This is a genomic window from Curtobacterium sp. MCPF17_021 (genome assembly GCF_003234605.2).
In the GTDB taxonomy this organism is placed as follows: domain Bacteria; phylum Actinomycetota; class Actinomycetes; order Actinomycetales; family Microbacteriaceae; genus Curtobacterium; species Curtobacterium flaccumfaciens.
On the sequence record NZ_CP126252.1, the window covers coordinates 3,467,726 to 3,494,624 of the forward strand.

Sequence of the window (26,899 nt, forward strand, 5' to 3'; positions counted from 1 at the left end):
CCACCCACCGGCCTGGAGGCGCGGGGCGGCCCCGCACCGCGCCTCCCGTCCGCCACGCGGTCGCGCCCACCGCGCATGGTGAGCAGAAACGGTCGGGTCCGCTGTGCGAACCCGACCATTCCTGCTCACCAAGTGTGCCCGTGGGGCGTGGGGGCTACTCCGCGGCGGCCGCGGTCCTGCGGCGACGCACGATCAGCACACCCGCGCCCGCCGCGAGCAGCAGGAACGCCACCAGCGCACCGGCACCCATCCCTGCGGCGCCCGTGAACGCGAGCTGCCCATCCGTGGTGATCGTGATCGGGGTCCACCCGATCAGGCTCCCGTCCGCAGCCGTCACCGCGAGGCGGTGCACACCAGCGACGGTGTCCGCCGGGATCGTCACCCGCACCGTCCCGTCGGATGCGACCACAGCCGTACCGATCAGGGTCGGCTCCGAGAAGAACCACACGTTCACCGTGTCACCGGCAGAAGCAGTCCCGACCGTCACCGTGATCGTCTCCCCCGCACGAGCGGTCGCCGGAGCAGACACACCACCACGGTTCGCCTCCGTCAACAGCGACCCCGACGGCGCCACCGGAACGACCGGGGCAGCCGAGGGACCCGGGGTCGGGACCGCTGTGGGCGTCCCACCCGGAGTCGGGGTCGGGGTCGGCGTCGTGCCACCGTCACCCGGGGTCGGCGTCGGCGTCGGCGTCGGCGTCGGCGTCGGCGTCGGCGTCGGAGTCGGCGTGGGCTCCGCGCCCGGGTCGGTGTCGCCGCCCTCGCACGGGTACGTCCCCGTGCGGAGCGAGAACCCGTCCGTGTCGTTGTCGTCGGCGTAGAAGGTCGCGCGCTCCCCGTCGGTGCAGACGCCCGAGATCGCGAAGCCCTCGTTGGCGAGCGTGCGGTCGGCGGCCGACGGCGCCTCGTACAGCGTCGAGGCGGCGAAGGCCCCGTCGGTCACCTCGTACAGCGCGGTCCTACCCGAGCACACCTCGTCGCAGACCACCCAGAGCGCGTCGAGCGTCGGGTCGAACTGCACGTCGGCGACGACGGCGAGCGAGGTCGCGATCGTGGCGACCCGCGCCGAGGACCCGTCGTCCATCAGGGCGTAGGCGTACACGCTCGCGGTGCCCTCGACCCCGACGAAGAACAGCCCCTCGCCGTGTCCGGCGTAGCTCGACGGTGCGTAGGCGGCGCCGGTGCGCTCGTCGGCGAAGCCGTGCGCGGTGAGCCAGGTGTCCGGGATCCAGGTGACGCCCTCGAGCCCGGCGTTCGCGCCGAGCCCGGGGAAGTCCGCGGCGAGGTTCCACTCGTCTGTGGCCCGCAGGGTGCTCTCGGAGCCGTCGGTCGTGGCGTAGCGCAGGACCGACGGGCGGCTCGTGCTCGACACGTCGTTGTTCCGCTCGGTCGACACGTAGACGGCGCCGGGGTCGTCGCTCGTGACCGTCACACCCTCGGCGTCCGGGGTGCCCGTGCCGTCGGCGTAGCGCAGGTCGGTGCCCGCGGCGTTCGACGGCGCCCAGCCGCCCGCGCCGTCCGAGGTCAGGTGGTAGAGCAGGCCGTCACCGTTCTGCACGGCCCAGAGCTGCCCGTCCCGCGAGCTCCCCGATGTCGTCCAGTCGAGGCCGCTCAGGTCACCGGTGAAGGTGTCCTCGTCGTCGAGCACGGTCTCGTCCGGGCCGCCGGGCCAGGCCTCGGCGGTGACGACGCCGGCGAACCGGTTCGCCGAGCCCTTCGTGGGTGCTGCCGTCTCGGCGAAGTCGCCGGTGCCGTCAGGGTTGCGGCCGTACGTCGTGCTCGCGTGCGCCGTCCAGGAGGTCGAGTCGACGACCGCACCGCGGGCGTCGAAGAGCCGCGCGGAGTCCGCCTTGCCGAGTCCGAAGCCGAACGCCGCCTCGTCGAGGACGGTGAAGCCCCCGGCCGCGACGGTCGTGCCCGCGGGGATCGTGTACGTGTGGTCGTCCTCGCTGTCGCGCAGCACGTACCCGCCCAGGTCGACGGTGGTGCTGCCGGTGTTGGTCAGCTCCACCCAGTCGCCGGGGGTGCCGTCCTGCGACTCGACCTCGTTGATGCGCACGGGCGAGGAGCAGTCGTTCGCCGTGCCCTTCGTCGAGGCCGTGGTGTCCACGAGCGGCCCGACACCGTCGGCGCAGCGGCCGTAGGTCACACCCGCGTGGGTCGTCCAGGCGTACCGGAGCACCAGGTCGCCGGCGGGGTCGTAGAGGCGCGCGGTGTCGGCACCGCCGAGTCCGAAGTCGAAGCCGGGGGCGGTCCCGGACAGCTGGTCGACGACGAAGTACCCGCCGGCGGCGATCGTCGAGCCGCCGGGCAGCACGTACGCGTCGTGCGAGTTGTCGGAGTCGAGGAACGCGTACCCGGTCAGGTCGATCGCGGTGCCCGAGGTGTTCTTGAGCTCGACCCAGTCGGTGTCGTCGGCGTTCGACTCGACCTCGTTGACGACGAGGCCGTTCGCCGCGACGGCGCCGACGGCCGGGTCGTCGTCACCGACGACGGCGAGGGCGGGGCTAGCGGTGACGACACCGGCGGCGACGACCAGGGCGGTCGCGACGGCGGCGCCGATGCGGAGTGTTGGCGGGCGCAGGGTGGGCGGGCGCAGAGCGGGAGCGCGCATGCAGGGTCCTTCTCGGGGGAGCGAGCGGGCGAAGACCTGCACGACTGTTCAGCATTCACGCGACCGGCCGGTGGCCGCGGGGTGAACGCACGGTGTCCCGGGTCGCGCCCGGCGCCGTGGACGCGCCGCGTGCGGACGGGAGGCGCGGTGCGGGCCCGCACCGCGCCTCCAGTCCGCCCTGCGGTCGCGCTCACCGCATCCGGTGAACAGAAGACGTCGGGTCCGCACTGCGGACCCGACGTCTTCTGAACACTCGTTGCTCGAGGTGTCAGCGCTCGGTGACCTCCGAGAAGTCCGGCGTCCCGTCGGGCAGCGCGGGCAGGGGCGTGCCGTCGACGTAGCGGGGCCAGGCCAGGGCGCGGGAGGCCGACGGACGGGACGCGTAGCGACGCCCGTCGGACGCGACGACCGTCTCGGGCGCGGGGCCGGGGGTGGAGGCGCGAGCGGGAGCGGGCGCAGGAGCGGGCGGCAGCGGCACATCGGGTGCCGGTGCGGGAGCGGCGGGCGTCGGCGTCGCGCTCCACGCCGGCTGCTGCTCGGGCACCGGCCACGTCGCAGACGGCAGCGTGGCTCGCGGACGGAACAGGGCGTTGCTGAGGGGCACCACGACGGTCCCGAGCAGGTCGAGGATCACCACCACCCAGACGAGCCGCCAGTAGCCGCGGGCGTAGTCGACGTCCGGCGCGAGCAGCGGGATCGAGAGCAGCAGTGCGAGCAGGGCGATGACGCCGACGGTGGCCTTCGCGACGACCTGCAGGACGGGCGTCGGGTACCGCCGGTGGATCACGAGGAGCAGGTGGACGTGCAGGAGCGCCACCCGGGCGACGCCGACGAGCCAGATCCAGTGCCAGAAGTGCTCCAGGACGAACCAGATGCCGTCACCGGAGACGCCCGTCGGCACGATCCACACCTTGTACAGACCGGCGACGAGCAGGTACATCGACGTGGCGATGCTCGCGAACGCGAAGATCCCCGACCGCCTGGACGAGACATCGGCGTCGTACCAGGACAGCAGCGCGAACACGACGACCACGACGATCGTCAGGAGCAGCTGGACCGCGACCATGCCGAAGTCGCCGAGGAGCACCGCGGCGATGCCGACCAGGCCCGCGGCGACGACCGCGCCGATGATCGTCCGGAACACGAGTGGGCGCACCCTCGCCCACCGCGGGTCCATCGTGCCGTCCGTGTCGTTCGCGCTGTCCGTGGTGTCCGTGCTGTCCGTCATGTGTCCCCCGTCGATCCCGCACACCTGGCGGCTGCGTCGGATCGCAGCGTAGCGGGCCGGGGCGGAGTGCTCCGGCCGAGCAGGGCGCCGGGCGACGGCGCCGTGCCGTCAGCGCCGGATGAGCAGGGTGCTGGCCCGCGGCGAGAGCGCGGCGTCGAGCACCAGGCAGGCGGCACCCACGGCGGCGACGTCGGCACCGCGGTCGCTCTCCACCACCTGCACCGCGTGCTTCGGCACGAGCAGCGGCGACCCGACGATGGCGGTCCGCGCGGCCGGCAGGGCAGCGCTCGCGATGCGTGACCAGAACGGGCCGCCGAACACCACGCGGTCGATGTCGAGCAGGTTCACGATGAGGACGACGGCGTTGCCCATGACGGTGCCGGCATCGGCCGCGAGCGTGACGGCGGTGTCGTCCCCGTCCGCGATGGCCGCGGCGAGCTCGTCCCATGCGGCGTTCACGGCGTCGACATCGGCGGCGTCGGTGGCGTCGGTGGCATCGGCGGCATCGGCGGCATCGGCGGCATCTGCCCCAGCACCGACCTCGGCGACCGCGCCGCCGCCCGACAACGCCAGCCCCCGCGACCGCGCGACCCGCACCAACCGGTCCGGCGCGACGGCTGCACCGACCTCGCCGCGCGTACCCGAGCCGTCCGGGGTGCCCGCGAGCGACCCCTGGTCGACCATGATGTGCCCGGCGTCACCCGCGTTCGACCCCACCCCGCGCACGGGTTCGTGGTCGACGACGAGCCCGACGCCGAACCCGGTGCCGAAGTACACGAACGCGAAGTTCCGGGCCGAGGACTCCCCCGCCAGGAACATCTCGCCGACCGCGGCTGCCGTGACGTCCTTCTCGAGCAGGACCGGGTAGCCGGTGGCCTCGGCGAGCGCATCGCGCAGCGGCACGTCCCGCCACCGGGGCAGGAACGGCGGGTCGACCACGATGCCGGCCTCGACGTCGATGGGTCCGGGGCTCGCGATCCCGACGCCGAGCACGCTGTCGACGGCCACCCCGGCGTCGGCGACGAGCCCGTCGACGGCCGAGGCGATGGTGCGCACCACCTCGGACGGGTCGTCGGCGGTGGGGGTCGAGGTCGTGGACGCGGCGACGACGGTGCCGGCGAGGTCGAGCAGCACGTAGGTGACGACGGCCGGGTCGACGTGCACGCCGACCGCGTACCGGCTGCCCGGTTCGAGCCGCAGGATGGTGCGGGGCTTGCCGCGGCCGGACACGACGGTGCCGGACTCGACGATCATGCCGGCCTCGATCAGGAACCGGGTGACGTTCGACACGGTCTGCGCGCTCAGGCCGGTGCGGGCGGCGAGTTCGACGCGGCTCAGGCCGTCGGGCGAGCGGCGGACGGCGTCCAGGACCACGGTGCGGTTGAACCCGCCGATCGACGGGAGGTTCGCTCCGCGTCGATGCTCTGCCATGCCGCGACCATACCGCGGCAACGGTGCGGTCTCGGTCTGCCGTCGTCACTGGCTTCCGCAGGGTCTGCACCGTTAGCCTGGCCGCATGTCCGACCTGCGCCTGGAAGAACTCTCCGCGAAGACCGCTGCCGCGGCCAACTCCCTGACGCTCAAGCCGGGCCAGGAACAGTTCGTGCAGCCGACCACCTACGGGGTCGCCGAGTCCGACGTCAAGCCGAGCTCCGCGTGGACCCGTGTCGTCCTCGACGACGACGAGGTCCTCGGCCTGATCATCGGTTCGTTCGACGCCGACAACGCGCAGGAAGAGCTGCGCAGCTGCATCTGGCGCGTCAACGTGGCGGCGAGCGCACAGGGCCGGGGCGTCGGTCGCTTCGCCGTGCACGGCCTGGCGGACGAGGCGCGCAGCCGTGGGTTCGAGCGGCTGACGGTCGTGTACGAGCCGGGCGGCGACGACAGCCCCGAGGCGTTCTTCCGCGCCGTGGGCTTCAAGGTCGTGCGCGAGACCCAGTACGGCGACCACTTCGCGGTCCTGACGCTCTAGCGTTCCCCGACGACGTACGCTCCGACGACATGCCCTCCGACGCCGTACCGTCCGACGATGCCGCCGTCGTCGACTTCGGCGCCGCCGTCGCCGAGGTGGTGCGGATGATCCCGCCGGGTCACGTCATGACGTACGGCGACGTCGCCGCAGCCCTCGGGTCGCGGGCATCGCGTGCCGTCGGCAAGGTGATGGCACACGAGGGCGCCGACCTGCCGTGGTGGCGCGTGGTGCGCGCGGGTGGGCACCCGCCGCTGCACCACGAGGCCCGGGCGCTCGAGCACTACCGCGTCGAGGGGACGCCGCTCGTGCAGGGGACGACGGCCTGGAGGCTCGACATGCGTCGTGCCCGCTGGTCACCCACCACGGACGCGGACGACCCGTTCTGATCCCCGGCCGCGCAGGTCGGCCCGCCAGGGTGCACCGCCAGGGTCCACCGTCAGCGGTCGAAACGCGCACCCTTCGGGTTCGCGGGCAGCAGGCACAGCACGTACACGATGAGCGAGCCGAGGCCCGGCAGCACGTGCAGGAACTGCCAGAAGCCGGACAGGTTCGCGTCGTGCAGGCGCCGGGCGCCGAGGGCGAGGGAGCCGATGAGCGTCGCGAGCACCCACAGCATGAACAGGTACGAGCCGACGGGGTTCTCGAGCACCGGGGTGTCCGGCGTGAACACCTGCGGCACGAGCTGCAGCACGAGCCCGATCGCGAACGACGTCAGCCACCACCACCAGAACTCGGCACGCGATGCCCGTCCGGTGAACACGGTGTACTTCCGCCAGAACCGTCGGACGGCCTCGGTGAAGGGGGCACCGTAGAAGGGGTCGTGCAGGGCGACGCCGCCGGGCTGCACCACGCTGTCGTTGCTCATGGAGCAAGCCAACCACGTGGTGCAGCCCGACCGTGGACTAGACGAGCGAGTCGCGCCAGGCCGCGTGCAGCTGGGCGAACCGCCCGGTGCCGGCGATGAGGTCGGCGGGGGTGCCGTCCTCGACGATCCGGCCGTGCTCCATCACGAGCACCCGGTGGGCGATCGCGACGGTGGACAGCCGGTGCGCGATGATCACCGCGGTGCGGTCGGCGAGCAGGGTCTCCAGGCCCTCCTGCACGAGTCGCTCCGAGGGGATGTCGAGCGACGCCGTGGCCTCGTCGAGGATGAGCGCCTTCGGGTCTGCGATGAAGGCCCGCGCGAACGAGAGCAGCTGCCGCTGGCCCGCCGAGACACGACCGCCGCGCTTGTTCACGTCGGTGTCGTACCCGTCGGGCAGCGCCATGATGAACTCGTGCGCGCCGACGGCCTTGGCCGACGCCTCGATCTCCGCACGGGACGCACCGGGCTTGCCGAGCGCGATGTTGTCCGCGACGGTGCCGGAGAACAGGTACGCCTCTTGCGTGACCATGACGATCGCGCGGCGCATGTCCTTCGTGTCGAGGTCGCGCAGGTCCACACCGTCGAGCTTGACCGAGCCCTGGGTCGGATCGTAGAAGCGCGCCATGAGCTTGGCGAGCGTCGACTTGCCGGCACCGGTGGACCCGACGAGGGCGATGGTCTGCCCCGACGGGATGTGCAGGTCGAACTCCGGCAGCACGACCTTGCCCTTGTTGTAGGCGAAGACGACGTCGTCGAAGTCCATCTTCCCGGTGGCGTCCGCCAGACGGGTGGGCTTCACGGGGTCCGGCACACTCGGCCGTTCCTCGAGGACACCGGAGATCTTCTCCATCGCCGCCGAGGCCGACTGGTACCCGTTGTAGAACATCGCGAGTTCCTGCGCCGGGTCGAAGAAGCGCTTGGCGTACAGCGCGACCGCGAGCAGCGCACCGACCTCGAGCGTCCCGCCGACGATCCGGAAACCACCGACGATGACGACCGCGGCGAGCGTCGCGTTGCCGATGAGCACGAGCACCGGGTCGAAGGTCCCGAACAGGTTGAACACCTTCGTGTTCGCCACCCGGTAGTCCTCGACGTAGCCGCCGTACTCGTCACGGTTGCGGGACTCCTTGCGGAACGCCTGCACCGCGCGGATGCCCGTCATCGTCTCGACGAAGTGCACGATGACGCGCGCCGAGGTGACACGGGTGGAGCGGAACAGCGTCTGCGAGTTCGTCTGGAACCAGCGGATCAGGAACCAGAGCGGCACGAGCGACACCGCGAGCACGAGCCCGGACGTCGGGTCGAGCAGTACCAGGGCCACGGCGGTGAACGCCATGTACAGCACGCCCTGGATGAGCTGGTTCAGTCCGGAGTCGAGCAGCTCGCGGATCGAGTCGAGGTCACTCGTCTGGCGCGAGATGATCCGGCCCGACGTGTAGGTCTCGTGGAACTCGAGCGAGAGCCGCTGCGTGTGCAGGAACACCCGCTTGCGCAGGTCGAACAGGATCGCCTGGCTGATCCGTGCCGCGAGCACCGTGTACCAGGCCGTGAGCACCGCACCGAGGACGGCCACGACGATGTACGTCGCGACGACGCCGAACGCCGGCACCCAGTCGTTCTGGTCCATCACCGCGGGCAGGGCGTTGTCGATGCCCCACGCGATGAGCGCCGGACCCGCGACGGTGCCGGCGGTCGAGACCACGACCACGATGCCGAGCAGCACCAGCCGGAGCTTCAGCGGTGCGGCGAGGGACCCGAGCAGGGCGAGGGACCGGCGCCGCAGGCGCTTGCTCTCGGCCTTCGTGAAGTCCTCACGCTCCTCGCCGCGCACGCCCATGGTGGTGATCGAGGCGGTGACGGGGGCGGCAGACTGCTCGTCCGGAGCTTCCTGCGGGACGGACGCCGTTCCTCCCGGCAGGTTCTGGTCGGTCTGCTGGCTCATGCCATCGCCTCCTGTCGTGCGGTCGCGTCGTCGTCGTCGAGCGACGAGATGACGTAGCGGTAGTGCTCGTTGGTGGCCATCAGGTCGTGGTGGGTCCCGACGGCCGTGACGACGCCGTTCTCCATCAGGGCGACCCGGTCGGCCAGCGTCACCGTCGACGGACGGTGCGCCACGATGAGCGACGTGGTGTCGGCGAGCACGCGTCGCAGGCCCGCCTCGACCCGTGCCTCGGTGTCGACGTCGAGCGCCGACAGCGGGTCGTCGAGCACCAGCACCGACGGCCGCGCGGCGATCGCGCGGGCGAGTGCCAGGCGCTGGCGCTGGCCGCCGGACAGCGACAGCCCCTCTTCACCGACCCGGGTGTCGACGCCGTCGGGCAGGTCGTCCACGAAGGACGCCTGCGCGATGTCGAGCGCCTCGCGCATGAGCGCTTCGGCCTCGGCACCCTGCACGTCCGGTCGACCGAGCAGCACGTTCTCACGCACGGTCGACGAGAACAGGGTGGCGTCCTCGAACGCGACGCCGACGTGCCGGCGCAGCTCTTCGCGGGTGAGGTCGCGGATGTCGACCCCGTCGATCGTCACCGAACCGCCGGTCACGTCGTACAGACGCGGCACGAGCGAGAGCAGTGTCGTCTTGCCGCAGCCGGTCAGCCCGACGAGCGCCATGGTCTCGCCCGGCTGCAGCTGCAGTTCGACGCCGTTGATCAGGTCCGGGTACTGCGGTGCGGAGTCCTGGTACCGGAAGTGCACGCCGTTGAACGACAGGGCACCGTGCGGCTCCGCGATCGTCTTCGGGTGCTCCGGGTCCGTGATGGTGTTCTCGGAGTCCATGACCTCGAAGAAGCGGTCGACCGCCGTGCGGGTGTCGAACGTCATCGAGAGCAGGAAGCCGATCGACTCGATCGGGAACCGCAGCACCGTCGCCGTCGCGAAGAACGCGAACAGCTGCCCGACGCTGAGCTGGCCCTGCGACGCCAGCCAGATGCCGGCGAGCAGGCACAGCGCGAACGCGACGTCCGGCACGAGCAGCAGCCACAGCCAGATGCCCGCGATGGCCTTCGCCTTCTTGATCTCGGTGCCACGCAGGGCCTCGGCCTGCTCGCTGAACTCCTCGAGCTTGGCGCCGCCGCGACCGAACGCCTTGAGCACGCGGATGCCGTGCACCGACTGCTCGACGCTCGTGGCGAGGTCACCGACCTGGTCCTGGCTGCGGCGTGCGACGGCGGAGTACCGGCGCTCGAACAGCAGGCCGTTGATCCACAGCGGGATCGACGCGATCAGGAAGATGAGCCCGAGGATCCACCCGAAGGTGAACAGCACGACGAAGCCGACGACGATCGTCACGATGTTCACGACGAGCAGGACGACCCCGAAGGCCAGCCAGCGCCGGATCAGCGACAGGTCCGACACGGAGCGGGACAGCAGCTGTCCGGACTCCCAGCGGTCGTGGAACGCGACCGGCAGGTCCTGCAGCTTCGCGTAGAGCGAGTTGCGCATGCTGGTCTCGATGCGGGTCGAGGGGCGCATCACCAGCCGGCGGCGCGAGGCGATGAAGAACGCCTCGAGCACACCGAGGGCGAGCACCCCGAGCCCGGCGGGCCAGATCTGTGCCGAGTCGCGCGACGACAGCGGACCGTCGACGAGCCACTGCAGCACGTAGGGGATTGCGAGCGCCACCAGGGAGGCTCCCATCGCTGCGGCCATGCCGCCGATGAGGCGCCCCTGGTAGGGCTTCACGTAGGGGTAGATCCGCGCGATCGCGCGGAAGGTGGACGGGCGCGCCGTGGTGGGCGACTTGGACATGCGTTGCGTCCTCATGCGTCTGCCGGGTCCCCGGGTCGCGCTGCGCGGTGCTTGCTCGCTGCTTGCTTGCTGCTTGCTTGCTTGCTTGCTTGCTGCTTGCTTGCTCGCGTCGCGCGGCTTCGGCCTGGAGGCTCGGTGTGGCGTTGCGTGGTGATCATCGGCCGGGCGCGTGGTCGCGTCTCCGCCGTCACTCGCGTGACGTCGGTCGGGCCGGAGGCACCGAGGGACAGTCGTCCCCCGGGTTCAGGCGGGTGGTTCGCGGACGCCGGTGGTGCTGCGTCGCGGGGCCGTGGGAACGGCCGGACTAGACGGCGGCCGCGGCGCGGGGCCGCCGTGCGATCAGGGATCGCCGTGCGGGAGTGGTCCCCACGACGGACACGAGACCTGCACGGGCGGCCGTCGCCACGGTTCCGGTCATGTTGTCCATCGTCACTCCAGTCGTCGTCTTCGTCACCGTTGTGTCCGCGGTGCCGCCGGTCCCGAGGGATCGTCGGCTGCCTGCCGCGGAGCCTTACAGACTATTCACAGTGACTCACGGCGCGCAATGGTTCGTCACCGATTGTTCACATCAGTGGAAGAAGTGGCGCTCGCTCGTGAAGTACATCGTGACGCCGACGGCCTTCGCCGCGGCGATGACCTCGTCGTCGCGGACGCTGCCACCGGGCTGCGCCACCGCACGGACACCGGCGTCGAGCAGCACCTGCAGGCCGTCGGCGAACGGGAAGAACGCATCCGACGCCGCGACACTGCCGGTCGCACGGTCACCGGCACGGTTCACCGCGAGGTGGCAGGAGTCGACCCGGTTGACCTGGCCCATGCCGACACCGACGCTCGCGCCCTGGTTCGCCAGCAGGATGGCGTTCGACTTCACCGAACGGCTCGCACGCCACGCGAAGGCCAGGTCGGCGAGGGTCTGCTCGTCGGCGGGCTCGCCGGCGACGAGGGTCCAGGTGGCCTGGTCGAAGCCCGTGAAGCGGTCGGCGTCCTGCACCAGGAAGCCGCCGGAGATCTGCTTGACCTCGCGGTCGGCGAGCGCGAAGTCGGCCGGGAGCGTGAGCAGACGGATGTTCTTCTTGCGCGACAGGATCTCGAGCGCCTCGGGGTCGAACGCGGGGGCGACGACGACCTCGGTGAAGATGTCCTTCACGGTCTCGGCCATGGCCACGGTGACCGGGCGGTTCGCGGCGATGACCCCGCCGAACGCCGAGAGCGGGTCGCAGGCGTGCGCGGCGGCGTGGGCCGAGGCGATCGGGTCGGCGGCGTCGGCCGGGGCGATCGCGATGCCGCACGGGTTGGCGTGCTTGATGATCGCGACGGCGGGCTCGTCGAAGTCGAAGGCCGCACGGACCGCTGCGTCGGCGTCGACGTAGTTGTTGTACGACATCTCCTTGCCGTGCAGCTGCGTCGCCTGTGCGATGCCGGTGCCGTCCGACGTCGTGTAGAGCGCCGCGGCCTGGTGGGCGTTCTCGCCGTAGCGCAGGGTCGCCGACAGCTCGGCCTCGACCGTCAGGTGCTCGTCGAACGCACCGGGGGTCCGGATGTCGCCGGCGGTCGTCGGGGCCGCAGCGGCGGTGACGACGTCGCTCGCGAAGTAGGACGCCACCGCGGTGTCGTAGGCGGCGGTGTGCGCGAAGGCCTGGGCGGCGAGGCGCTTCCGGAGCTCGAGCGTGGTTCCGCCGGCACGGACGGCCTCGACGACCTCGGGGTAGGACGCCGGGGAGACGACGATCGCCACGTTCGGGTGGTTCTTCGCCGAGGCACGGACCATCGCGGGGCCGCCGATGTCGACGTTCTCGACCACGGTCGCGGTGTCGGCACCCGACGCCACCGTCTCGACGAACGGGTAGAGGTTCACGACGACGAGCTCGAACGGCGCGATGTCGAGGTCGGCGAGCTGCTGCTCGTGCGACTCGAGCCGGAGGTCGGCGAGCAGGCCGGCGTGCACCGACGGGTGCAGCGTCTTCACGCGACCGTCGAGGGACTCGGGGAACCCGGTGACGCTCGCGACGTCGGTGACGGCGTACCCGGCGTCACGGATGGTCTGCGCGGTGGAGCCGGTCGACACGATCTCGACCCCGGAGTCGGCCAGTGCGCCGGCGAGCTCGAGCAGGCCGGACTTGTCGCTCACCGAGACGAGTGCACGTCGGACCGGGACCACGTCACGGTCGCGGTAGAGGCTGGGGTCGGCTGCGTGCACGCTCATGCGCTCGGGGTGCCCTTCAGGTCGGTGGTGCCGTTGGCGATGTCGAGGATGGTCTGGATGAGCAGGCGGCGCTCGACCGGCTTGATGCGGTCGTGCAGCGTCGACTCGGTGTCGCCCGGCAGCACCGGGATGCGCTCCTGCGCGAGGATCGGCCCCGTGTCGACGCCGTCGTCGACCGCGATGACGCTCGCACCGGTCTCGGTGACCCCGGCGGCCAGGGCGTCCCGCACGCCGTGGGCGCCGGGGAACTCGGGCAGGTACGCCGGGTGGGTGTTGATGATCCCCGGGGCGAACTCGGACACCACGGCCGGGGGCAGCAGGCGCATCAGGCCGGAGAGCACCAGCAGGTCGGGCGACCACGGGCGGATCTGCTCCGCCAGGGCCTGGCCCCACTCGGCGCGGGAGTCGTAGCGGGTGAACGGCACCGTGAAGGTCGGGATCGAGAACTCCTCGCCCAGGCCGAGACCCTCGGCATCACGGTCGGCACCGATGGCGACGACACGGGCGGGGTACTCGGCGTCGAAGGTCGCTTCGAGCAGGGCTCGGAGGTTCGACCCGGTACCGGAGATCAGGACGACCAGTTCGAGCACGGCACCAACCCTACCGGCAGGCACGCACGCGACGGGCGCTGTTACCGGTCGTCCTTCGGCTGCCGCCACCAGGGCAGCTCGTCCTCGGGGATCTGGTCGGTGACGTCCCACTTCGCCGGGCGGGACGGCTCCGCCGGCTTCGAGGCGGGCGCTCGGGTGTCGGGCGCGACGTCCACGCGGTCCGCCTCGGCCGTCTCGTCGACGTCGTCGCGGCCGGCCACGAACTCCTCGGTGCTCCACGGGAACGCCGGCTGGGCGTCGGTCGGCACCGGGGTGGGTGCGGGTGTGGACGCGGCTGCCTGGGCTGCGGGCCGCTCGGGGCTGGGCTGCTCCGGCTCGGCGTCGGAGCCGGTCACGCGGTCGCGGAGTGCACCGGCTCGTCCCCGGACCCCTTCGGCCGCACCGGCCAGGCGGTCGCGGAGGCCACCCAGGGCTGCTCGTCCGGCACCGCGGCGCTCCGGTTCGGGCTCAGCAGCCAGGCGGTCGGCGGCCACCGCATCGGTCTTCGCCCAGTCGGGGAGCTCGACGTCGTGGTCGGTGTCGCCGGCACGCGGTGCGACGGGCGCGGGTGCGGAGGCGGGTCGTGCGGGCGCGGAGGCGGGCTCGCTGCTGACCGGCTCGGTCACGTGTTCGGTCGTCGCACGGGGCCGTGCAGCGGTCGACCCGTCGTGGGACTCCTCGACCACGAAGCGGTGCACGTCGGTGGTGCGCCCGGCACCGGCCTGGTCGAGCGCGGCGAGCAGGGACCCCTCGCCGACGTCGGCCCCGGCGCGCGCCGTGTCGGGGGCATCGTCGGGTTCGTCGGCCTCGGTCCAGCGCTCTCGCGTCCATCCGCGGTCCGGCAGCCGGACCAGGTCACTGCCCGCGGCGAGCGCGATGATCGCCGGCAGGCCGATCTCGAGTGCGGCGAACCCGCCGACCGCGAGGGCGTGCGGACCGACGTCGGCCAGGCGGCCGGGGCCGAACGAACCGGAGGACACCCAGGCGATGAGCCCCGTGAGCACCCCGGCCACGAGTCCCGCGACGACACCGCCGAGCGCACGGTGCAGCGCGGAGTCGGCGGCGCCCAGGGCCCGCACCAACCGCGGCCGCATCGAGCCTCCGATCGCGAACCCGGCGATGACCGGCACGAGGATCCAGACGAGCCCGAACGTGTGACCAGAGGTCGGCAGCGCGCCGAAGACCGGCAGGCCCGGGATCGGGCCCAGGGTCGTGGCGATCGGGGACACGCTCGACCCGGTGCCGATCGCGAACCCGGGGCCGATCAGCCACGAGGTGGCCCACCCGACGAAGTCCGGCAGGAACGCGAGCTGCCCGACGGTGAGTGCGACGCCGCCGATGACCCCGGCGTGCGACTGCTCGTACAGGGTGATGACCTCGGCGAACGAGGTGAAGAGGAGCAGGCCGACCAGCACCGCGGCAACCCCGACGACCACGGCGGTCGCGGCGGTCCCGGCGCGCAGGCCGAACCCGGTCACGGTCCGCCAGACGGCGGGGATGCGGTCGACCAGGTCGATGACCCGCTGGGTGCCGGCATCGGCGGGCAGGTCACGCCGACGACGACAGACCTCGGAGGCGGCGAGTGCGGGGACCCCGAACCAGAGCGCCGGCAGCACCACGGCCTGCCAGAGCGTGGGGCGGGTGGCAGCCGAGGTCGACGACAGTGCGACGGCCAGACCGAGGAGCGCGACGACTGCGGTCCCGACCAGCAGCCCGGTGGTGCGGTGTTCGGTCTCCGCGAACCGACGCCCGGCGCGTGCGCCGAGCCAGGCCGTCACGACCGCGAACCCGAGGGCTGCCAGGGTCACGTGGATGGGGTCGACTGCGCCGCTGACCCCGGTGCTCTTGGCGAGTGCGGACCCGAGCAGGAACGAGACGTCGACGCCGTGCCCGACGAGCCAGACGCTGCCGGTGGCCTTCCAGAACACGTCCCAGTCGACCTGCAGACCGTACTCGAACCCCCAAAGCAGCGTCAGGGGCACGAGGGCGATCCCGATGCCGACGCCGACCGTCACGACCGCCTCGATCGCGGCGAGCAGAGCGGTTCCCAGGCGGTTCATCGCAGCGAGGATACGTGCCCCTCGCGCGGCCGCCCCGGAGCCGCGCGGCTGCCGACGCAAAACACCGGTGTTCGCAGGACGAACACGCGCAGGACGCGGTTCAACCGACGAACACCGGTGTTTTGCGGAACGGGCTGGCCGCTAGCGAGCGGCGACGACCTCGCGCAGCAGCGCGGCGGTCTCGGACGGTGTCTTGCCGACCTTGACGCCGGCGGCCTCGAGCGCCTGCTTCTTCGCCTCGGCGGTCCCGGCCGAACCGGACACGATCGCGCCGGCGTGGCCCATCGTCTTGCCCTCGGGAGCGGTGAAGCCCGCGACGTAGCCGACGACCGGCTTCGTGACGTGCGCCTTGATGAACTCGGCCGCACGCTCTTCGGCGTCGCCACCGATCTCACCGATCATCACGATGGCCTCGGTCTCGGGGTCGGCCTCGAACGCGGCGAGCGCGTCGATGTGCGTGGTGCCGATGACCGGGTCGCCGCCGATGCCGATGGCGGTCGAGAAGCCCAGGTCGCGGAGCTCGTACATCATCTGGTAGGTCAGGGTGCCGGACTTCGAGACGAGCCCGATCGGGCCCTTGCCGGTGATCGTCGCCGGGGTGATGCCGACGAGGGACTCCCCCGGGGTGATGATGCCGGGGCAGTTCGGCCCGATGATCCGGGTCGTGCCGCCCTTCGCCTTTGCGTGCGCCCAGAACTCGGCCGAGTCCTGTACGGGGATGCCCTCGGTGATGACGACGACGAGCGGGATCTCGGCGTCGATGGCTTCCATGACCGCGTCCTTCGCGAACGCCGGCGGGACGAAGACGATCGAGACGTCGGCACCGGTGGTGTCGATGGCCTCGCGCACCGAGCCGAAGACCGGCAGCGACACGTCGCCGTGGGTGACGGTGGTGCCGGCCTTGCGGGCGTTCACGCCGCCGACGACGTTCGTGCCGGCCTTGAGCATCAGGGCGGTGTGCTTCGTGCCCTCGCCACCGGTGATGCCCTGGACGATGACCTTGGAGTCCTTGTTGAGGAAGATCGACATGGTCAGTCCCTTCAGGCCGCTGCGGCGGCGAGTTCGGCGGCCTTCTCGGCCGCATCGTCCATGGTCGCGGCGACGGTGACGAGCGGGTGCGCTGCCTCCGCCAGGATCCGACGACCCTCTTCCACGTTGTTGCCGTCGAGGCGCACGACGAGCGGCTTGGTGGCCGCGTCGCCGAGGATGCCGAGCGCGGCGACGATGCCGTTCGCGACGGCGTCGCACGCGGTGATGCCGCCGAAGACGTTCACGAAGACGCTCTTCACCTGCGGGTCGCCGAGGATGACGTCGAGGCCGTTGGCCATGACCTCGGCCGAGGCGCCGCCGCCGATGTCGAGGAAGTTGGCGGGCTTCACGCCGCCGTGGCGCTCACCGGCGTAGGCGACGACGTCGAGCGTCGACATGACGAGCCCCGCGCCGTTGCCGATGACGCCGACCTGGCCGTCGAGCTTGACGTAGTTCAGCCCGTGGGCCTTCGCCTTGGCCTCGAGCGGGTCCTCGCTGGCGGTGTCCTCGAGGTCCTTGTGGCCCTCGTGGCGGAAGTCGGCGTTCTCGTCGAGCGAGACCTTGCCGTCGAGTGCCAGGATCTGGCCGTCGCCGGTGCGGACGAGGGGGTTCACCTCGACGAGGGTCGCGTCCTCGCCCTTGTAGACGTCGTAGAGCTTGACGAAGACGTCGGCGACGGCGTCCTGCAGCTCCGACGGGAAGTTCGCCTGCCGAGCGATCTCGAGCGCGGCGGCCTTGTCGATGCCCGTCAGCGGGTCGACCTCGACCCGGGCGAGCGCCTCGGGCTTCTCGACGGCGAGCTGCTCGATCTCCATGCCACCCTCGACGCTGGTGAGCGAGAGGTAGGAGCGGTTGGCCCGGTCGAGCAGCACGGAGAAGTAGAACTCCTCGGCGATGTCGGCACCCTGGGCGACCATGACGCGCTGGACGGTGTGGCCCTTGATGTCGAGGCCGAGGATGGCCTGCGCGTGCTCGAACGCCTCGTCCGGGGTCTTCGCGACCTTCACGCCGCCGGCCTTGCCGCGACCGCCGACCTTCACCTGCGCCTTGACGACCACGACGCCACCGATCTTCTCGGCCGCCGCCTTCGCCTGCTCGGGGGTGTCGGCGATGATCCCCTGCAACACGGGGACGCCGTAGGACTCGAAGAGGTCCCTGGCCTGATACTCGAAAAGATCCACGCTGTTCTTCTTCCCGCACGGTTCGTGCGATCGGCATCGGTTTCCCGGTCGCGCACTCCACATCGAGGGTCGCTCGATGTCGAGACAACGGCCGCCACGCAGCCTAGCGCTGCTCGGTGGACGGCCGGTGCACGGATGCCAGGCCCGGGTCCGCTCCGACGCGCATGAGCCGCTGCGCGCACCGCTGGGACCGGCCCCAAGCTGGCGCTCGGCACTGTGGATCGGTGCACCCCGAACTCCGTACCCGCGCCACCGAGGTCTTCGGCTGGACGCTCCGCCCCGACCAGGAGTCGGTCATCGACGCCGTGCTCGACGGCCGCGACGCACTCGCGGTCATGCCCACCGGATCGGGGAAGTCCGCGATCTACCAGGTCGCCGGCCTCGGGCTGGACGGTCTGGTCGTGGTCGTCTCCCCGCTCGTCGCGCTGCAGGAGGACCAGGTCGTCGGGCTCGAGCACCATCCCGACGCACCCCGCGCCGTCGCGCTGAACGCCACGAAGAGGGCACGGGACGTCGCCGATGCGTGGGACGCCGTCGCAGCGGGCGAGGTCGGGTACGTGTTCCTGGCACCCGAACAGCTCGTGAAGGACGACGTGCTCGAGCGGCTCCGGGCTGCCGGCGTCGCGCTGGTCGCCGTCGACGAGGCGCACTGCATCTCGTCGTGGGGCCACGACTTCCGACCGGACTACCTGGCGCTCGGCGAGGTCGCGGAGCGCCTCGGCCGTCCGCCGGTGCTGGCGCTGACCGCGACCGGATCCGGTCCGGTGCGGGAGGACGTCGTCCAGCGGCTCGGCATGCGCGACCCGTTCGTGCTCGCCTCGGGCTTCGACCGCCCCGGCATCCGGCTCGAGGTCGTCCGGCACGCCGAGGACGCCGAGAAGCGGGCGGCGGTGGTCGACCAGGTCGCCGAGCGCGACGGGCCGACCGTGGTCTACGTCGCCACCCGAGCAGCCACGACGGAGTACGCCGACGCCCTCGCTGCCCGTGGTCGTCGCGCCCAGCCCTACCACGCGGGGATGCGGGTGTCGGAACGCGAGGCCGTCCACACCGGGTTCCTGGACGGCGACGTCGACGTGGTGGTCGCGACGAGCGCGTTCGGCATGGGCATCGACAAGCCCGACGTCCGGTACGTCGTGCACGCCGACGTCCCCGAGTCGATCGATGCCTACTACCAGGAGATCGGGCGGGCGGGGCGTGACGCCGAACCCGCCGGCGCCACCCTGCACTACCGCGCCGAGGACTTCGGCCTGCGCACCTTCTTCGCGTCGGGGTCGCCGCGGCCCGCCTCGGTCCGGGCCGTGTTCGACGCGGTGCCGGCCAGGGGCTCGATCGCCCGCTCCGCACTGGTCGAGGCCTCCGGCCTGTCGGCGCGCACCGCCGGTCGTGCCCTCAACGCCCTGGTCGACGCCGGCGCCCTGCGCGACGACGTCGACGGGGTGGCCCGGGTGCCGGACGGCCCGCAGGACGCGGACCACGCGGCCCGTGCCACCGCCGACCGGGCGGCGGAACGGGAACGGGTCGAGGAGTCCCGGATCGCGATGATGCGCCAGCTCGCCGAGACGACCGGGTGCCGGCGGCAGTTCCTGCTCGGCTACTTCGGCGACGAGCTGCCGGAGCCGTGCGGCAACTGCGACACCTGTTCGTCGGGCACCGCGCGTGAGGCCGCCGCGCACGTGGCCGACGGCTCCAACGACGATGCCTGGCCGCCGGATGCCCGCGTCGAACACGCCGCATGGGGTACCGGCGTCGTGATGAGCACCGAAGAGGACCGCATCACCGTGTTCTTCGAGTCCGCCGGCTACCGCACCCTCGCACTCGCCGACGTCGAGGAACGCGACCTGCTCGAACGCGTCTGACCGGACGCCGACCCGGGCGGGGAAGGCGCGGTCGCTCGACCACCCGTCGGCGACCGCGCTCCACTCCCCCGAGCATCGGCGATGCTGCCGGGACGGTGTGACCGGAAGGTGACGCCCGGGTGAACACGACACGAAACCGGACACCCGCCAAGCGCGGACGGGTAGGCAGGAACCCCCCAACGGAAAGGAACCACCATGAGCGACCCCGGCATCAGCCCCGTCGACGGCTTCGACGCACAGCAGCGCCGTGACGACGACATCGACCGCGAGCACGTCGGCCCGTACGAGGTGGACGAGGCCGAGGAGTCCCTCCAGACGGTGACCAACGACGCGGTCGCCGGTGAGACGGTGGAGCCGCAGCCCGGTGACGGCTCCGACGACGGCCCGACCGGCGGGTCCCCGCGCGAGGGTTCGCCCGACCTGTGGGAGCACGAGAACGAGCAGGACGAGGACCGCGCCGACCTCGGCAACGACCTCGGCACGAAGCCGCTCTGACCGCCGAGCAACCGCTCTGCCCCGGCTCCTCCGGAACACGGCTCGGTAGCATCGGGCCGTGTTCCGACGAGTCCGTGCCAGCGTCCGCAGCCTGCCCTCGGCAGCGCGGCTGCTGGCGGTCGCGGTGATGCTGCTGGTCGCCGCATCGGCGCACCTCGCCGCCCGCTCGGAACCCGGTGGCCGCTGGGTCCCGCTCCTCGTCGTCGGCGTCGTCGGTGCGGTCGTCACCGGATCACCGACCCGCCTCTGGCCACTCCCCGCGATCTGGCTCGTCGCGACGGTCCTCGCCCTGACCGGTGACGCACCCGTCGACGCCTCGTCCGCACTGGTCGCCCTGGTCGTCGGCGCCGTCGCGCTCCTGGCGGCGATCGCCGCGGACCTGTGGCCCGTCCTGCAGGCGCGACGCCGACGGGGTGCGGCGTGACCACCCCACGGCCTGGAGGCGCGACACACGACCCGCACCGTGCCTCCCGTCCGCCTGCTGGTCGCGTCCACGACCGTCACCTGCGTCGGTTCCTCGCCGACAGCACCCCCGTGGCCGCGGGCGGCCGCGCCATCCTGCTGCAGATCGCCGACCCGGTCGTCGCGGCCGGTGTCCGGCGGCACTCGGACTTCGCCCGGCGACCCCAGCAGCGGCTCGCCCACACCCTGATGTTCGTCTACGCCGTCGTCATCGGCACCGACACCGACTCGGCGACCGCAGCGGGCTTCGTCAACCGTCCGCACCGGCCCGTCGCCGGCGCCGACGACGTCGACCGGCAGCTCTGGGTGGCCGCGACCCTGTTCGACTCCGCCCGCCGGGCGCACGACCTGTTCGGCACACGCGTCTCCCCGGCCCGAGCCGAGCAGGTCCTCGCCGCCTACGCCCCGATCGCGACCGCGCTGCGGGTGCCGCCGGAGCGTTGGCCGACCTCGGTGGCGGCGTTCGACCGGTACTGGCAGCGGACACTGGAGGGGCTCGAGGTCACCGACGACGCCCGTGGGGTCGTCCGTGACCTGCTGCACCCGCGGTTCGCGCCGCTGTGGGTGCGGGCGGCGATGCCCCTCGTCCGCATCGTGACCGTGGGGATGCTGCCGGAACGGGTGCGCACGGCGTACGGCTTCGCGTGGGGGCCGCGGGAGGAACGGCGCTTCCGGCGCACCGTCCGGGTGGTGGCCGGGGTGCGGGCGCTGGTGCCGGGGGCCCTGCTGCGGCTGCCGGGGCCGCTGCTGCTGCGGGCGATGCGGCGGACCGCTGCGCGACACGCCACGGTACGGTAGCGGGCATGTCGGTCGACCACTTCGCCATCACGGTCCCGCGGTCCTGGTTCGAGCTCCCGGTCGAACCGGAACGCCGCGACGACCGGATCAGCGCCCTCGTGCAGGAACGCATCGAGGACCACCGGGAACTGTGGGACCACCGCACCGAGATCGTCCGGGTGCTCCGCCGGTTCGCCCGCTCGGCGTGGGACAGCGGCGCGCGGTACTGCGCCGCGTTCGCCGAGCCGAGCGAGGACGGCATCGTCTCCGGTGCCCTCACCGTGACGGTCCTGCCCGCGCCCGAGGCCGGCGGCGACCCGCTCGCCGCGCTCACCGACCACGTCGCCGCACTCGGCGGTGACGACGACGGCATGCACGTCGACGTGCACGAGGTCCCTCGCGTCGGCCGGGTGCCGCGCGTCTGGGGCGTCTCGACGGTGCAGGCACCGGACGGCCGCGGGTCGTTCGACGTCGTGCTCATGCAGACGTTCGTGCCGGCCGGCGACCAGGTCGCCCTGGTCAGCGTCTCGTCGCCCGCGACCGACCTGGCCGAGCCCCTGTACGAACTGTTCGAGACCGTGACCGACACCTTCGAGCTCATCGACTCCGCCGCGGTCGGCAGCGAGGCGTCCTGATGCGCCTCTGGCCGTTCCGGAAGAAGCGCAAGGTCGTCGAACCCGTCGTCGAACGGGTCGGCGAGCGTGACCTGGCACAGATGGCGCAGCGCGGCGAGCTCGCCCGGTCGGTCACCACACCGCCCCCGGCTCCGCGTGCGAGTGCCGACCGGGTCCGGGCGACCGTGGCGCAGATGCCCGGCCGACCGCTCGGCTCGTCCGGCGGCACCACCGCCCGTCGTGACGCCGCCCCCGCCCGCCAGACGGCGGCTGCCGTGCTCGTCCTCGACGGCACCCAGCGGGTGACCGTGTCGGGTGGAGGGCTGATCGGCCGTGACCCCGCGAGCGCCCACCCGGACGGCGGACACGCCCACATGATCGCCCTGGAGGACCCGGAGCGGCTGCTCAGCCGCACCCACCTGGAGTTCGGGTTCGGCGCCGAGGGCTCCCTCTGGGTGCTCGACACCGCTTCGGCGAACGGCGTCGAGCTGCAGCGCCCGGGGTTCCCCGCGGCGATGCTCGTGCCGTCCCAACGCACGACCGTGCAGCCCGGCGACACCGTGGTGTTCGGCGGGCACACGCTCCGCGCCGAACCCGCCGTCGGACTCGTCAGCGAGACGCCGCTGGGCTGAGCAGGCCCCGGACCGGGCCGGCTCCGGGGTGCGCAGGCTGCGGGCTGCGACCCCGCGGCCGACGCCCCCGCGGCCGGCGCCCCGCGGCCGGCGCTAGTCGCCCGCCGGTACCTGCACGAGTCGGAGCGCCTGGTCGGCGTCGTTCAGCAGCGCCCGACCCGCGACGCGGTCCTGGGTGACGAGGCTCTTCGACAGCTTCGTGCCGATCAGGTCGCCGTCGACGGTGCTGAGCGGCGCGAGCAGCATGCCCCGACGCGCCTTCTTCGCGTCGACCTGCCAGCCGCGGAACCCACTCGCCACGCCCTCGACGTCACCGGCCAGGACGAGCCCGACCGAACGACCCCGGTCGGAGTCCATGATCGCCCGGAACACCGGTTCGGCCGGCGACTCCTTCAGGGCCTCGGCGTCGTCGACCAGCACGAGCGTGAAGCCGTCCGAGCCGGTGTCGATCGCGGCGGACAGCCCCTCGGCCCCGATGGCGCCGTCGGTCACGACCGTGACGCGAGGGGCTCCGTCGAGTGCTCGGAGCGGGGACTCCCGCGGTGTCACCGCGACGACCGACCCACCCGCCGACAGCACGTGGCGGGCCATCGCGACGAGCGCGGTGCTCTTGCCCGAGCGGGGGCTGCCGCCGACGATGAAGACCGGGGTGTCCTGCACGAAGTCGTGCGTGAACAGCCGGAGCTCGTCGCCGCCGACGCCGAGTGCGACCCGGCCCACCGATGCCTCGGCCGACGGCAGGTACCGCACGGCGTCCGCGAAGGTGATGGAGCGCGGGAGCACGTCGATGCGGAACGGCTTCGGGGCGTCGGCCGGCACGTGCGCACGGACCTCGTCACCGATGCCCCGGAGCGCGGCGGCCTGGTCGCGGCCCCCGAGTCCGCCGGGCAGCACGGCGACCTGGGTCTCCGTCGCCGTGGCGTTGCGGAACCCGCGCCCGGGTGGGATCGACTCCGGCAGCTTCTTGCCGTTGATGCCCTCGTAGTTGTAGTCGCCACGGTCGGCCAGGGCGAGCAGCAGCTTCCGCTCCACCTGGCTCGACATCCGGCCGGACGTCAGGGTGCGGTCGCCGGAGACGACCAGGTGCACGCCGACGCCGACGCCCTCGCGCAGCAGGGTCTGGACGGCGTCGTGCAGCGCACCGTTCTCGGCGTCCGCCAGGGTCGCCATGAAGCTCTCCCACTGGTCGAGGAACACGACGATGTGCGGCATCGGCACGGTGCCCGCGTCGGTCCGCTGCTCGGCGATCGACGAGTACCCGCCGGCGGCGAAGGCGGCCTGGCGCTCCTGCACGGTGCGGAGCAGGATGCCGAGCAGCCGCGAGACCCGGTCGGGTTCGTGCCGCTGCACCACGGCACCGCAGTGCGGCAGCGCCCCGAGGGCCAGCAGCGCACCGTTGCCGCAGTCGATCCCGTACATGTGCACGTCGCCGACGCCGAGCCGCAGGGCCATCGCGCCGGCCAGCGTGCGGAGCGTCTGGCTGCGGCCGGAGCGCGGCGAGCCGATGACGAACAGGTGACCGTCCGCGTCGAGGTCGAACACCGCCGGGCGCTGCCGCTGGTCACCCGGGTGGTCCTCGACGCCCCAGGCGACCGCCAGGGGTGCCAGGTCACCGGTGCCGGTCGCCTCGACGTCGTCGAGCCCGACGACCTCGCCGAGCGGCGGCAACCAGGGCTTCCGCTGCTCGGGGGTGCCGAGGGCGCGGGTGGCGTCGTCGATCGACGCGACGAGGACGCTCAGGTCGGTGACCTCCACGTCGCTGGCCGCGGCCTCGACGGCGGCCGGGCGGGGGGCTGGATCGCTGTACGAGGCGAAGGTGAGCTCGCGGACCAGGGCGGGGCGGGCCTCCTGGTCGTCCGAGCCGGGCCGGCGCCCACCCACACGACCGGACTGGAACGGCAGCAGCGAGGCAGCGCCGAGCCGCACGTAGGCGCGTCCCGGGGTCGACTTCGCGATCCGCGCGGCGTCGTTCGCGCCGATGACGTCCTGGCTCTCCGACTGGTCGGTGACGCGCAGCGCGATCCGGAGGTTCGTGTTCGCGCGGATCTCGGGCGACACGACACCGCCCGGTCGCTGCGTGGCGAGGATCAGGTGGATGCCGAGCGAACGACCGCGCTGGGCGATGTTCACCAGGCCCTTGACGAAGTCGGGCAGCTCGCGGGCGAGCGAGGCGAACTCGTCGATGACGATGAGCAGCCGCGGCAGGCTCGGGATCGTGTCCCCGTTCGCCGCGCGCTTGGCCTGCAGGTCCTGGTAGTCCTCCAGGTCCTTCGCACCGACCTCAGCCAGGGCGTGCTCGCGGGTGCGCAGCTCAGCGCCGAGCGACTCGAGCGCGCGCTCGACCTGGTGCGTGTCGAGGTCGGTGACCATGCCGACCGTGTGCGGCAGGTCCACGCAGTCCTTGAAGGCCGCGCCGCCCTTGTAGTCGACGAGCACGAAGTTCATCTCGTCCGGCCGGTTCGCCACGGCGAGGGACGCCACGATCGTCTGCAGCAGCTCCGACTTGCCGGAACCGGTGGTCCCGGCGACCAAGCCGTGCGGACCGTCGTTCCGCAGGTCGATCGCGAACGGCCCGTCGATCGACGCCCCCACCACGGCGGTGGTGCTGCGGCCGCCGAGCAGCCAGCGTGCCTGCACGGCCTCGGACGTCGGCGGTTCGAGCTGGAGCACGTCCAGCAGTCGGGCGGACGACGGGATGGCGCCGTCCTGCACGTCCGGGCTGGCGTCGACGATCGGGGACAGCGACCGGGCGACCCACTCGAGCCAGTCCTGGTCGACCAGGTCGGGGCGTCCGTCGTCGATGCGCTCACTGCGCTGCTGGGTGACCCGCACCCGGTCGTCGCGGACGACCACCACGGCGTCGCACTCCTCGGGCAGGAGCCGCTCGTCCAGGTCGAGGCAGATGCTGAACACCCCGACCGACGGCCCCTCCTTGAGCACCTGCACGAGCGAGGGCATCGCGCGGAGCCGGCGCGCGCCGTCCATCACGACGACGATCTCGTCGGCCGGCGGGGTCTTCTTGCCGATCCCGGCTTCCTTGCGGGCGTCGATGATCGCGGCGAGCTCGGCGATCGCCCGCGCGGTCGACGCGGCGTTCGAGGCGATGCTCGTCATCGGCTGGTCCGCACCGTCGCGGCGGACGTGCGGCAGCCAGGACATCCACTCCCACAGCGACGTGCGTGTGGTGTCGGTGAGCAGCGTGAAGGTGACGTCCTTCGGGCTCTGCAGCGTCGCGAGCTGCGCGACCACCCAGTTCGCGAGTCGTCGGGCGTCGTCGTCCGGACCGGCGATGCCGATCACGCCGCGCTCGGCCAGGCGGATGCGCACCGGCACGTCCGTCGCGTCCCACGCGACGGTCCGCTTGTGGGACAGCTGCTCCGGGTCTTCGATGGTGACCTCGGAGCGCTGCGTCGCCGTGCCGACGCGGACCAGCAGGTGGTCCGGGTCCGTCCGGCGTCGCTCCCACAGGCGCGGCAGGGGCGTGACCGCCGTCTCGTAGACGGCGGCGGGGTCCGGCGCGCTCGCGATCCAGCGTGCACGTTCGGACTGGAGGCTCTCGGTCGCGTCCGCCTCGATCCGCGCCTTGGTGTCCTCGTACTCCACGACGCGTTGCCGGTACGTCTTCTTGCCCTGCCGGCGGCCCTGGAGGCCCGTGATGATCATCAGGATCGGCGACAGCAGGGCGATGAGCAGGTAGATCCAGCGCCCGGTGGTCGACACGAACATGACCGCCATGCCCATCGGCGCCAGCGCCATCAGGATGGGCAGTGCACGGGCCGGCGGCTCGGTCGGCGGCGGGGGCAGCTGGTAGCGGGTGTGCTCGTCCGGCGGCAGGATGCGCGGCGGCCGGTTGTACTCGAGCGACATGCCGTCGTCCGCCAGGGACAGGTGGGCACCGCGGTTCGCGGCACGGCCGAAGCCGAGCAGGACCCCGCCGACCGCGAGCTGTGCCGTCTCGGGCCAGTCGGTCTCCTCGGTGACCGGCTCGCCGTCCAGCAGCGCGCCGGAGAAGCCGTTCGCCGGGCGCACCTTCGCGCCGTCGGCGGTCACCGTGACGAGCAGGGCGATCTCCGGCACCGTGTCGGACCCCGACGCCTCGGCCTCGACCTCGTCCGTGGTGCTCACCGGCACCCGCACGTGCGCGGACGGTGCCGTGCCGATCGTCACCGTGCCGGTGCTCACCCGCACGATCGTCCCCGCGTGCAGCCCGGACACGATCCGGACCTCGGCGTCGGTCAGCGGGCGGAGCGGCGGCGGCGGCACCTGCTCGAGGCTCCGGCGCACCACCACGCCTTCGCGGACGCCCGACTCGGCGACCGACGCCGAGAGGTCGAGCGGCTGCTCGCCGACGAAGTACACCGGGGTCCGGCCGGAGGCGACGACGTCCGTGGCGATGAGGCGCTCGGCCTCGGCCACCAGCTCGCGCACCGCCCGGGAGTCGTCGCCGTCGACGTAGACGTTCGCGGTCTGGCCGCTCTCGCGGTCGACCATCGTGAACGTGAAGGTCATGGCATTCCCCCGTAGCGTTGACTTCGTGTCGCAGGACGATGGTAGTGTCCCCTGCAACACGCCCC

The 26,899-nt window shown here is 72.3% G+C and carries 20 protein-coding genes; 8 read left to right on the forward strand and 12 right to left on the reverse strand.

Features of this window, described 5'->3' with window-relative positions; translation table 11 throughout:
• Positions 1-154: 154 nt before the first annotated feature.
• The 3 genes from DEJ29_RS16365 to DEJ29_RS16375 all read right to left on the reverse strand — a co-directional run bounded on the left by DEJ29_RS16365 (position 155) and on the right by DEJ29_RS16375 (position 5,273).
• On the reverse strand, positions 155-2,614 hold the full coding sequence (locus DEJ29_RS16365; RefSeq protein ID WP_111095942.1) for a lamin tail domain-containing protein: 2,460 nt from the start codon (positions 2,612-2,614) through the stop codon (positions 155-157).
• Positions 2,615-2,882: 268 nt separating this feature from the next.
• Positions 2,883-3,842: a hypothetical protein gene (locus DEJ29_RS16370; protein ID WP_111099524.1), complete on the reverse strand. Its 960-nt coding sequence runs from the start codon at positions 3,840-3,842 to the stop codon at positions 2,883-2,885.
• A gap of 108 nt (positions 3,843-3,950) precedes the next feature.
• Entirely contained in the window at positions 3,951-5,273 is a 1,323-nt protein-coding gene (locus tag DEJ29_RS16375) for an ROK family transcriptional regulator (RefSeq protein ID WP_111095941.1), read from the reverse strand.
• A gap of 85 nt (positions 5,274-5,358) precedes the next feature.
• On the opposite strand from DEJ29_RS16375, the gene DEJ29_RS16380 reads away from it, so the two are divergent.
• Positions 5,359-5,814: a GNAT family N-acetyltransferase gene (locus tag DEJ29_RS16380; protein WP_111095940.1), complete on the forward strand. Its 456-nt coding sequence runs from the start codon at positions 5,359-5,361 to the stop codon at positions 5,812-5,814.
• A 29-nt stretch (positions 5,815-5,843) separates the two neighbouring features.
• Positions 5,844-6,200 carry an MGMT family protein gene (locus tag DEJ29_RS16385; RefSeq protein WP_111095939.1) on the forward strand — a complete coding sequence of 119 codons (357 nt, stop codon included), beginning with the start codon at positions 5,844-5,846 and terminating at the stop codon, positions 6,198-6,200.
• Positions 6,201-6,250: 50 nt separating this feature from the next.
• On the opposite strand, the gene DEJ29_RS16390 is transcribed toward DEJ29_RS16385, so the two are convergent.
• The 8 genes from DEJ29_RS16390 to sucC form a co-directional block, all read right to left on the reverse strand.
• Positions 6,251-6,679 carry a DUF805 domain-containing protein gene (locus DEJ29_RS16390; protein WP_110863162.1) on the reverse strand — a complete coding sequence of 143 codons (429 nt, stop codon included), beginning with the start codon at positions 6,677-6,679 and terminating at the stop codon, positions 6,251-6,253.
• Between the two features lie 37 nt (positions 6,680-6,716).
• Complete coding sequence (locus DEJ29_RS16395) at positions 6,717-8,516, reverse strand: ABC transporter ATP-binding protein (RefSeq protein WP_111095948.1); 1,800 nt, start codon at positions 8,514-8,516, stop codon at positions 6,717-6,719.
• A 101-nt stretch (positions 8,517-8,617) separates the two neighbouring features.
• Positions 8,618-10,426, reverse strand: a complete 1,809-nt coding sequence (locus DEJ29_RS16400; RefSeq protein ID WP_027466673.1) for an ABC transporter ATP-binding protein — start codon at positions 10,424-10,426, stop codon at positions 8,618-8,620.
• Between the two features lie 568 nt (positions 10,427-10,994).
• Positions 10,995-12,629 carry a bifunctional phosphoribosylaminoimidazolecarboxamide formyltransferase/IMP cyclohydrolase gene (purH, locus tag DEJ29_RS16405; RefSeq protein ID WP_111095938.1) on the reverse strand — a complete coding sequence of 545 codons (1,635 nt, stop codon included), beginning with the start codon at positions 12,627-12,629 and terminating at the stop codon, positions 10,995-10,997.
• A complete protein-coding gene (gene purN, locus DEJ29_RS16410) occupies positions 12,626-13,219 on the reverse strand; it encodes a phosphoribosylglycinamide formyltransferase (protein ID WP_071404669.1) in 594 nt (197 codons plus the stop codon). Before purN ends, purH begins: the two co-directional genes overlap by 4 nt.
• A 41-nt stretch (positions 13,220-13,260) precedes the next feature.
• Positions 13,261-15,279 (reverse strand): cell division protein PerM, encoded by a 2,019-nt coding sequence (locus DEJ29_RS16415; protein ID WP_111095937.1) that lies wholly within the window; start codon positions 15,277-15,279, stop codon positions 13,261-13,263.
• A 141-nt stretch (positions 15,280-15,420) separates the two neighbouring features.
• Positions 15,421-16,308 (reverse strand): succinate--CoA ligase subunit alpha, encoded by an 888-nt coding sequence (gene sucD, locus DEJ29_RS16420; protein WP_071404667.1) that lies wholly within the window; start codon positions 16,306-16,308, stop codon positions 15,421-15,423.
• Positions 16,309-16,319: 11 nt separating this feature from the next.
• Entirely contained in the window at positions 16,320-17,489 is a 1,170-nt protein-coding gene (sucC, locus tag DEJ29_RS16425; RefSeq protein ID WP_111024796.1) for an ADP-forming succinate--CoA ligase subunit beta, read from the reverse strand.
• A 224-nt stretch (positions 17,490-17,713) separates the two neighbouring features.
• Here sucC and DEJ29_RS16430 point away from each other — a divergent pair, with 224 nt between their 5' ends.
• The 6 genes from DEJ29_RS16430 to DEJ29_RS16455 all read left to right on the forward strand — a co-directional run bounded on the left by DEJ29_RS16430 (position 17,714) and on the right by DEJ29_RS16455 (position 22,325).
• The gene (locus DEJ29_RS16430) at positions 17,714-19,345 is read left to right on the forward strand and encodes a RecQ family ATP-dependent DNA helicase (RefSeq protein WP_111095936.1); all 1,632 of its coding nucleotides are present in this window, start codon (positions 17,714-17,716) and stop codon (positions 19,343-19,345) included.
• 195 nt (positions 19,346-19,540) lie between these two features.
• Positions 19,541-19,840, forward strand: a complete 300-nt coding sequence (locus DEJ29_RS16435) for a hypothetical protein (RefSeq protein ID WP_111095935.1) — start codon at positions 19,541-19,543, stop codon at positions 19,838-19,840.
• Between the two features lie 58 nt (positions 19,841-19,898).
• The gene (locus DEJ29_RS16440) at positions 19,899-20,264 is read left to right on the forward strand and encodes a hypothetical protein (RefSeq protein ID WP_111095934.1); all 366 of its coding nucleotides are present in this window, start codon (positions 19,899-19,901) and stop codon (positions 20,262-20,264) included.
• Positions 20,261-21,100, forward strand: coding sequence for an oxygenase MpaB family protein (locus DEJ29_RS16445; protein ID WP_181438282.1), 840 nt, complete (start codon positions 20,261-20,263; stop codon positions 21,098-21,100). The genes DEJ29_RS16440 and DEJ29_RS16445 overlap by 4 nt, the downstream gene beginning before the upstream one ends.
• Before the next feature lie 5 nt (positions 21,101-21,105).
• Positions 21,106-21,714 carry a hypothetical protein gene (locus tag DEJ29_RS16450; RefSeq protein WP_071404663.1) on the forward strand — a complete coding sequence of 203 codons (609 nt, stop codon included), beginning with the start codon at positions 21,106-21,108 and terminating at the stop codon, positions 21,712-21,714.
• Positions 21,714-22,325, forward strand: a complete 612-nt coding sequence (locus DEJ29_RS16455) for an FHA domain-containing protein (protein ID WP_111095932.1) — start codon at positions 21,714-21,716, stop codon at positions 22,323-22,325. Before DEJ29_RS16450 ends, DEJ29_RS16455 begins: the two co-directional genes overlap by 1 nt.
• Positions 22,326-22,418: 93 nt before the next feature.
• Here DEJ29_RS16455 and DEJ29_RS16460 read toward each other — a convergent pair whose 3' ends face one another.
• Positions 22,419-26,834, reverse strand: coding sequence for an FtsK/SpoIIIE domain-containing protein (locus DEJ29_RS16460; protein ID WP_111095931.1), 4,416 nt, complete (start codon positions 26,832-26,834; stop codon positions 22,419-22,421).
• Between the last annotated feature and the right edge of the window lie 65 nt (positions 26,835-26,899).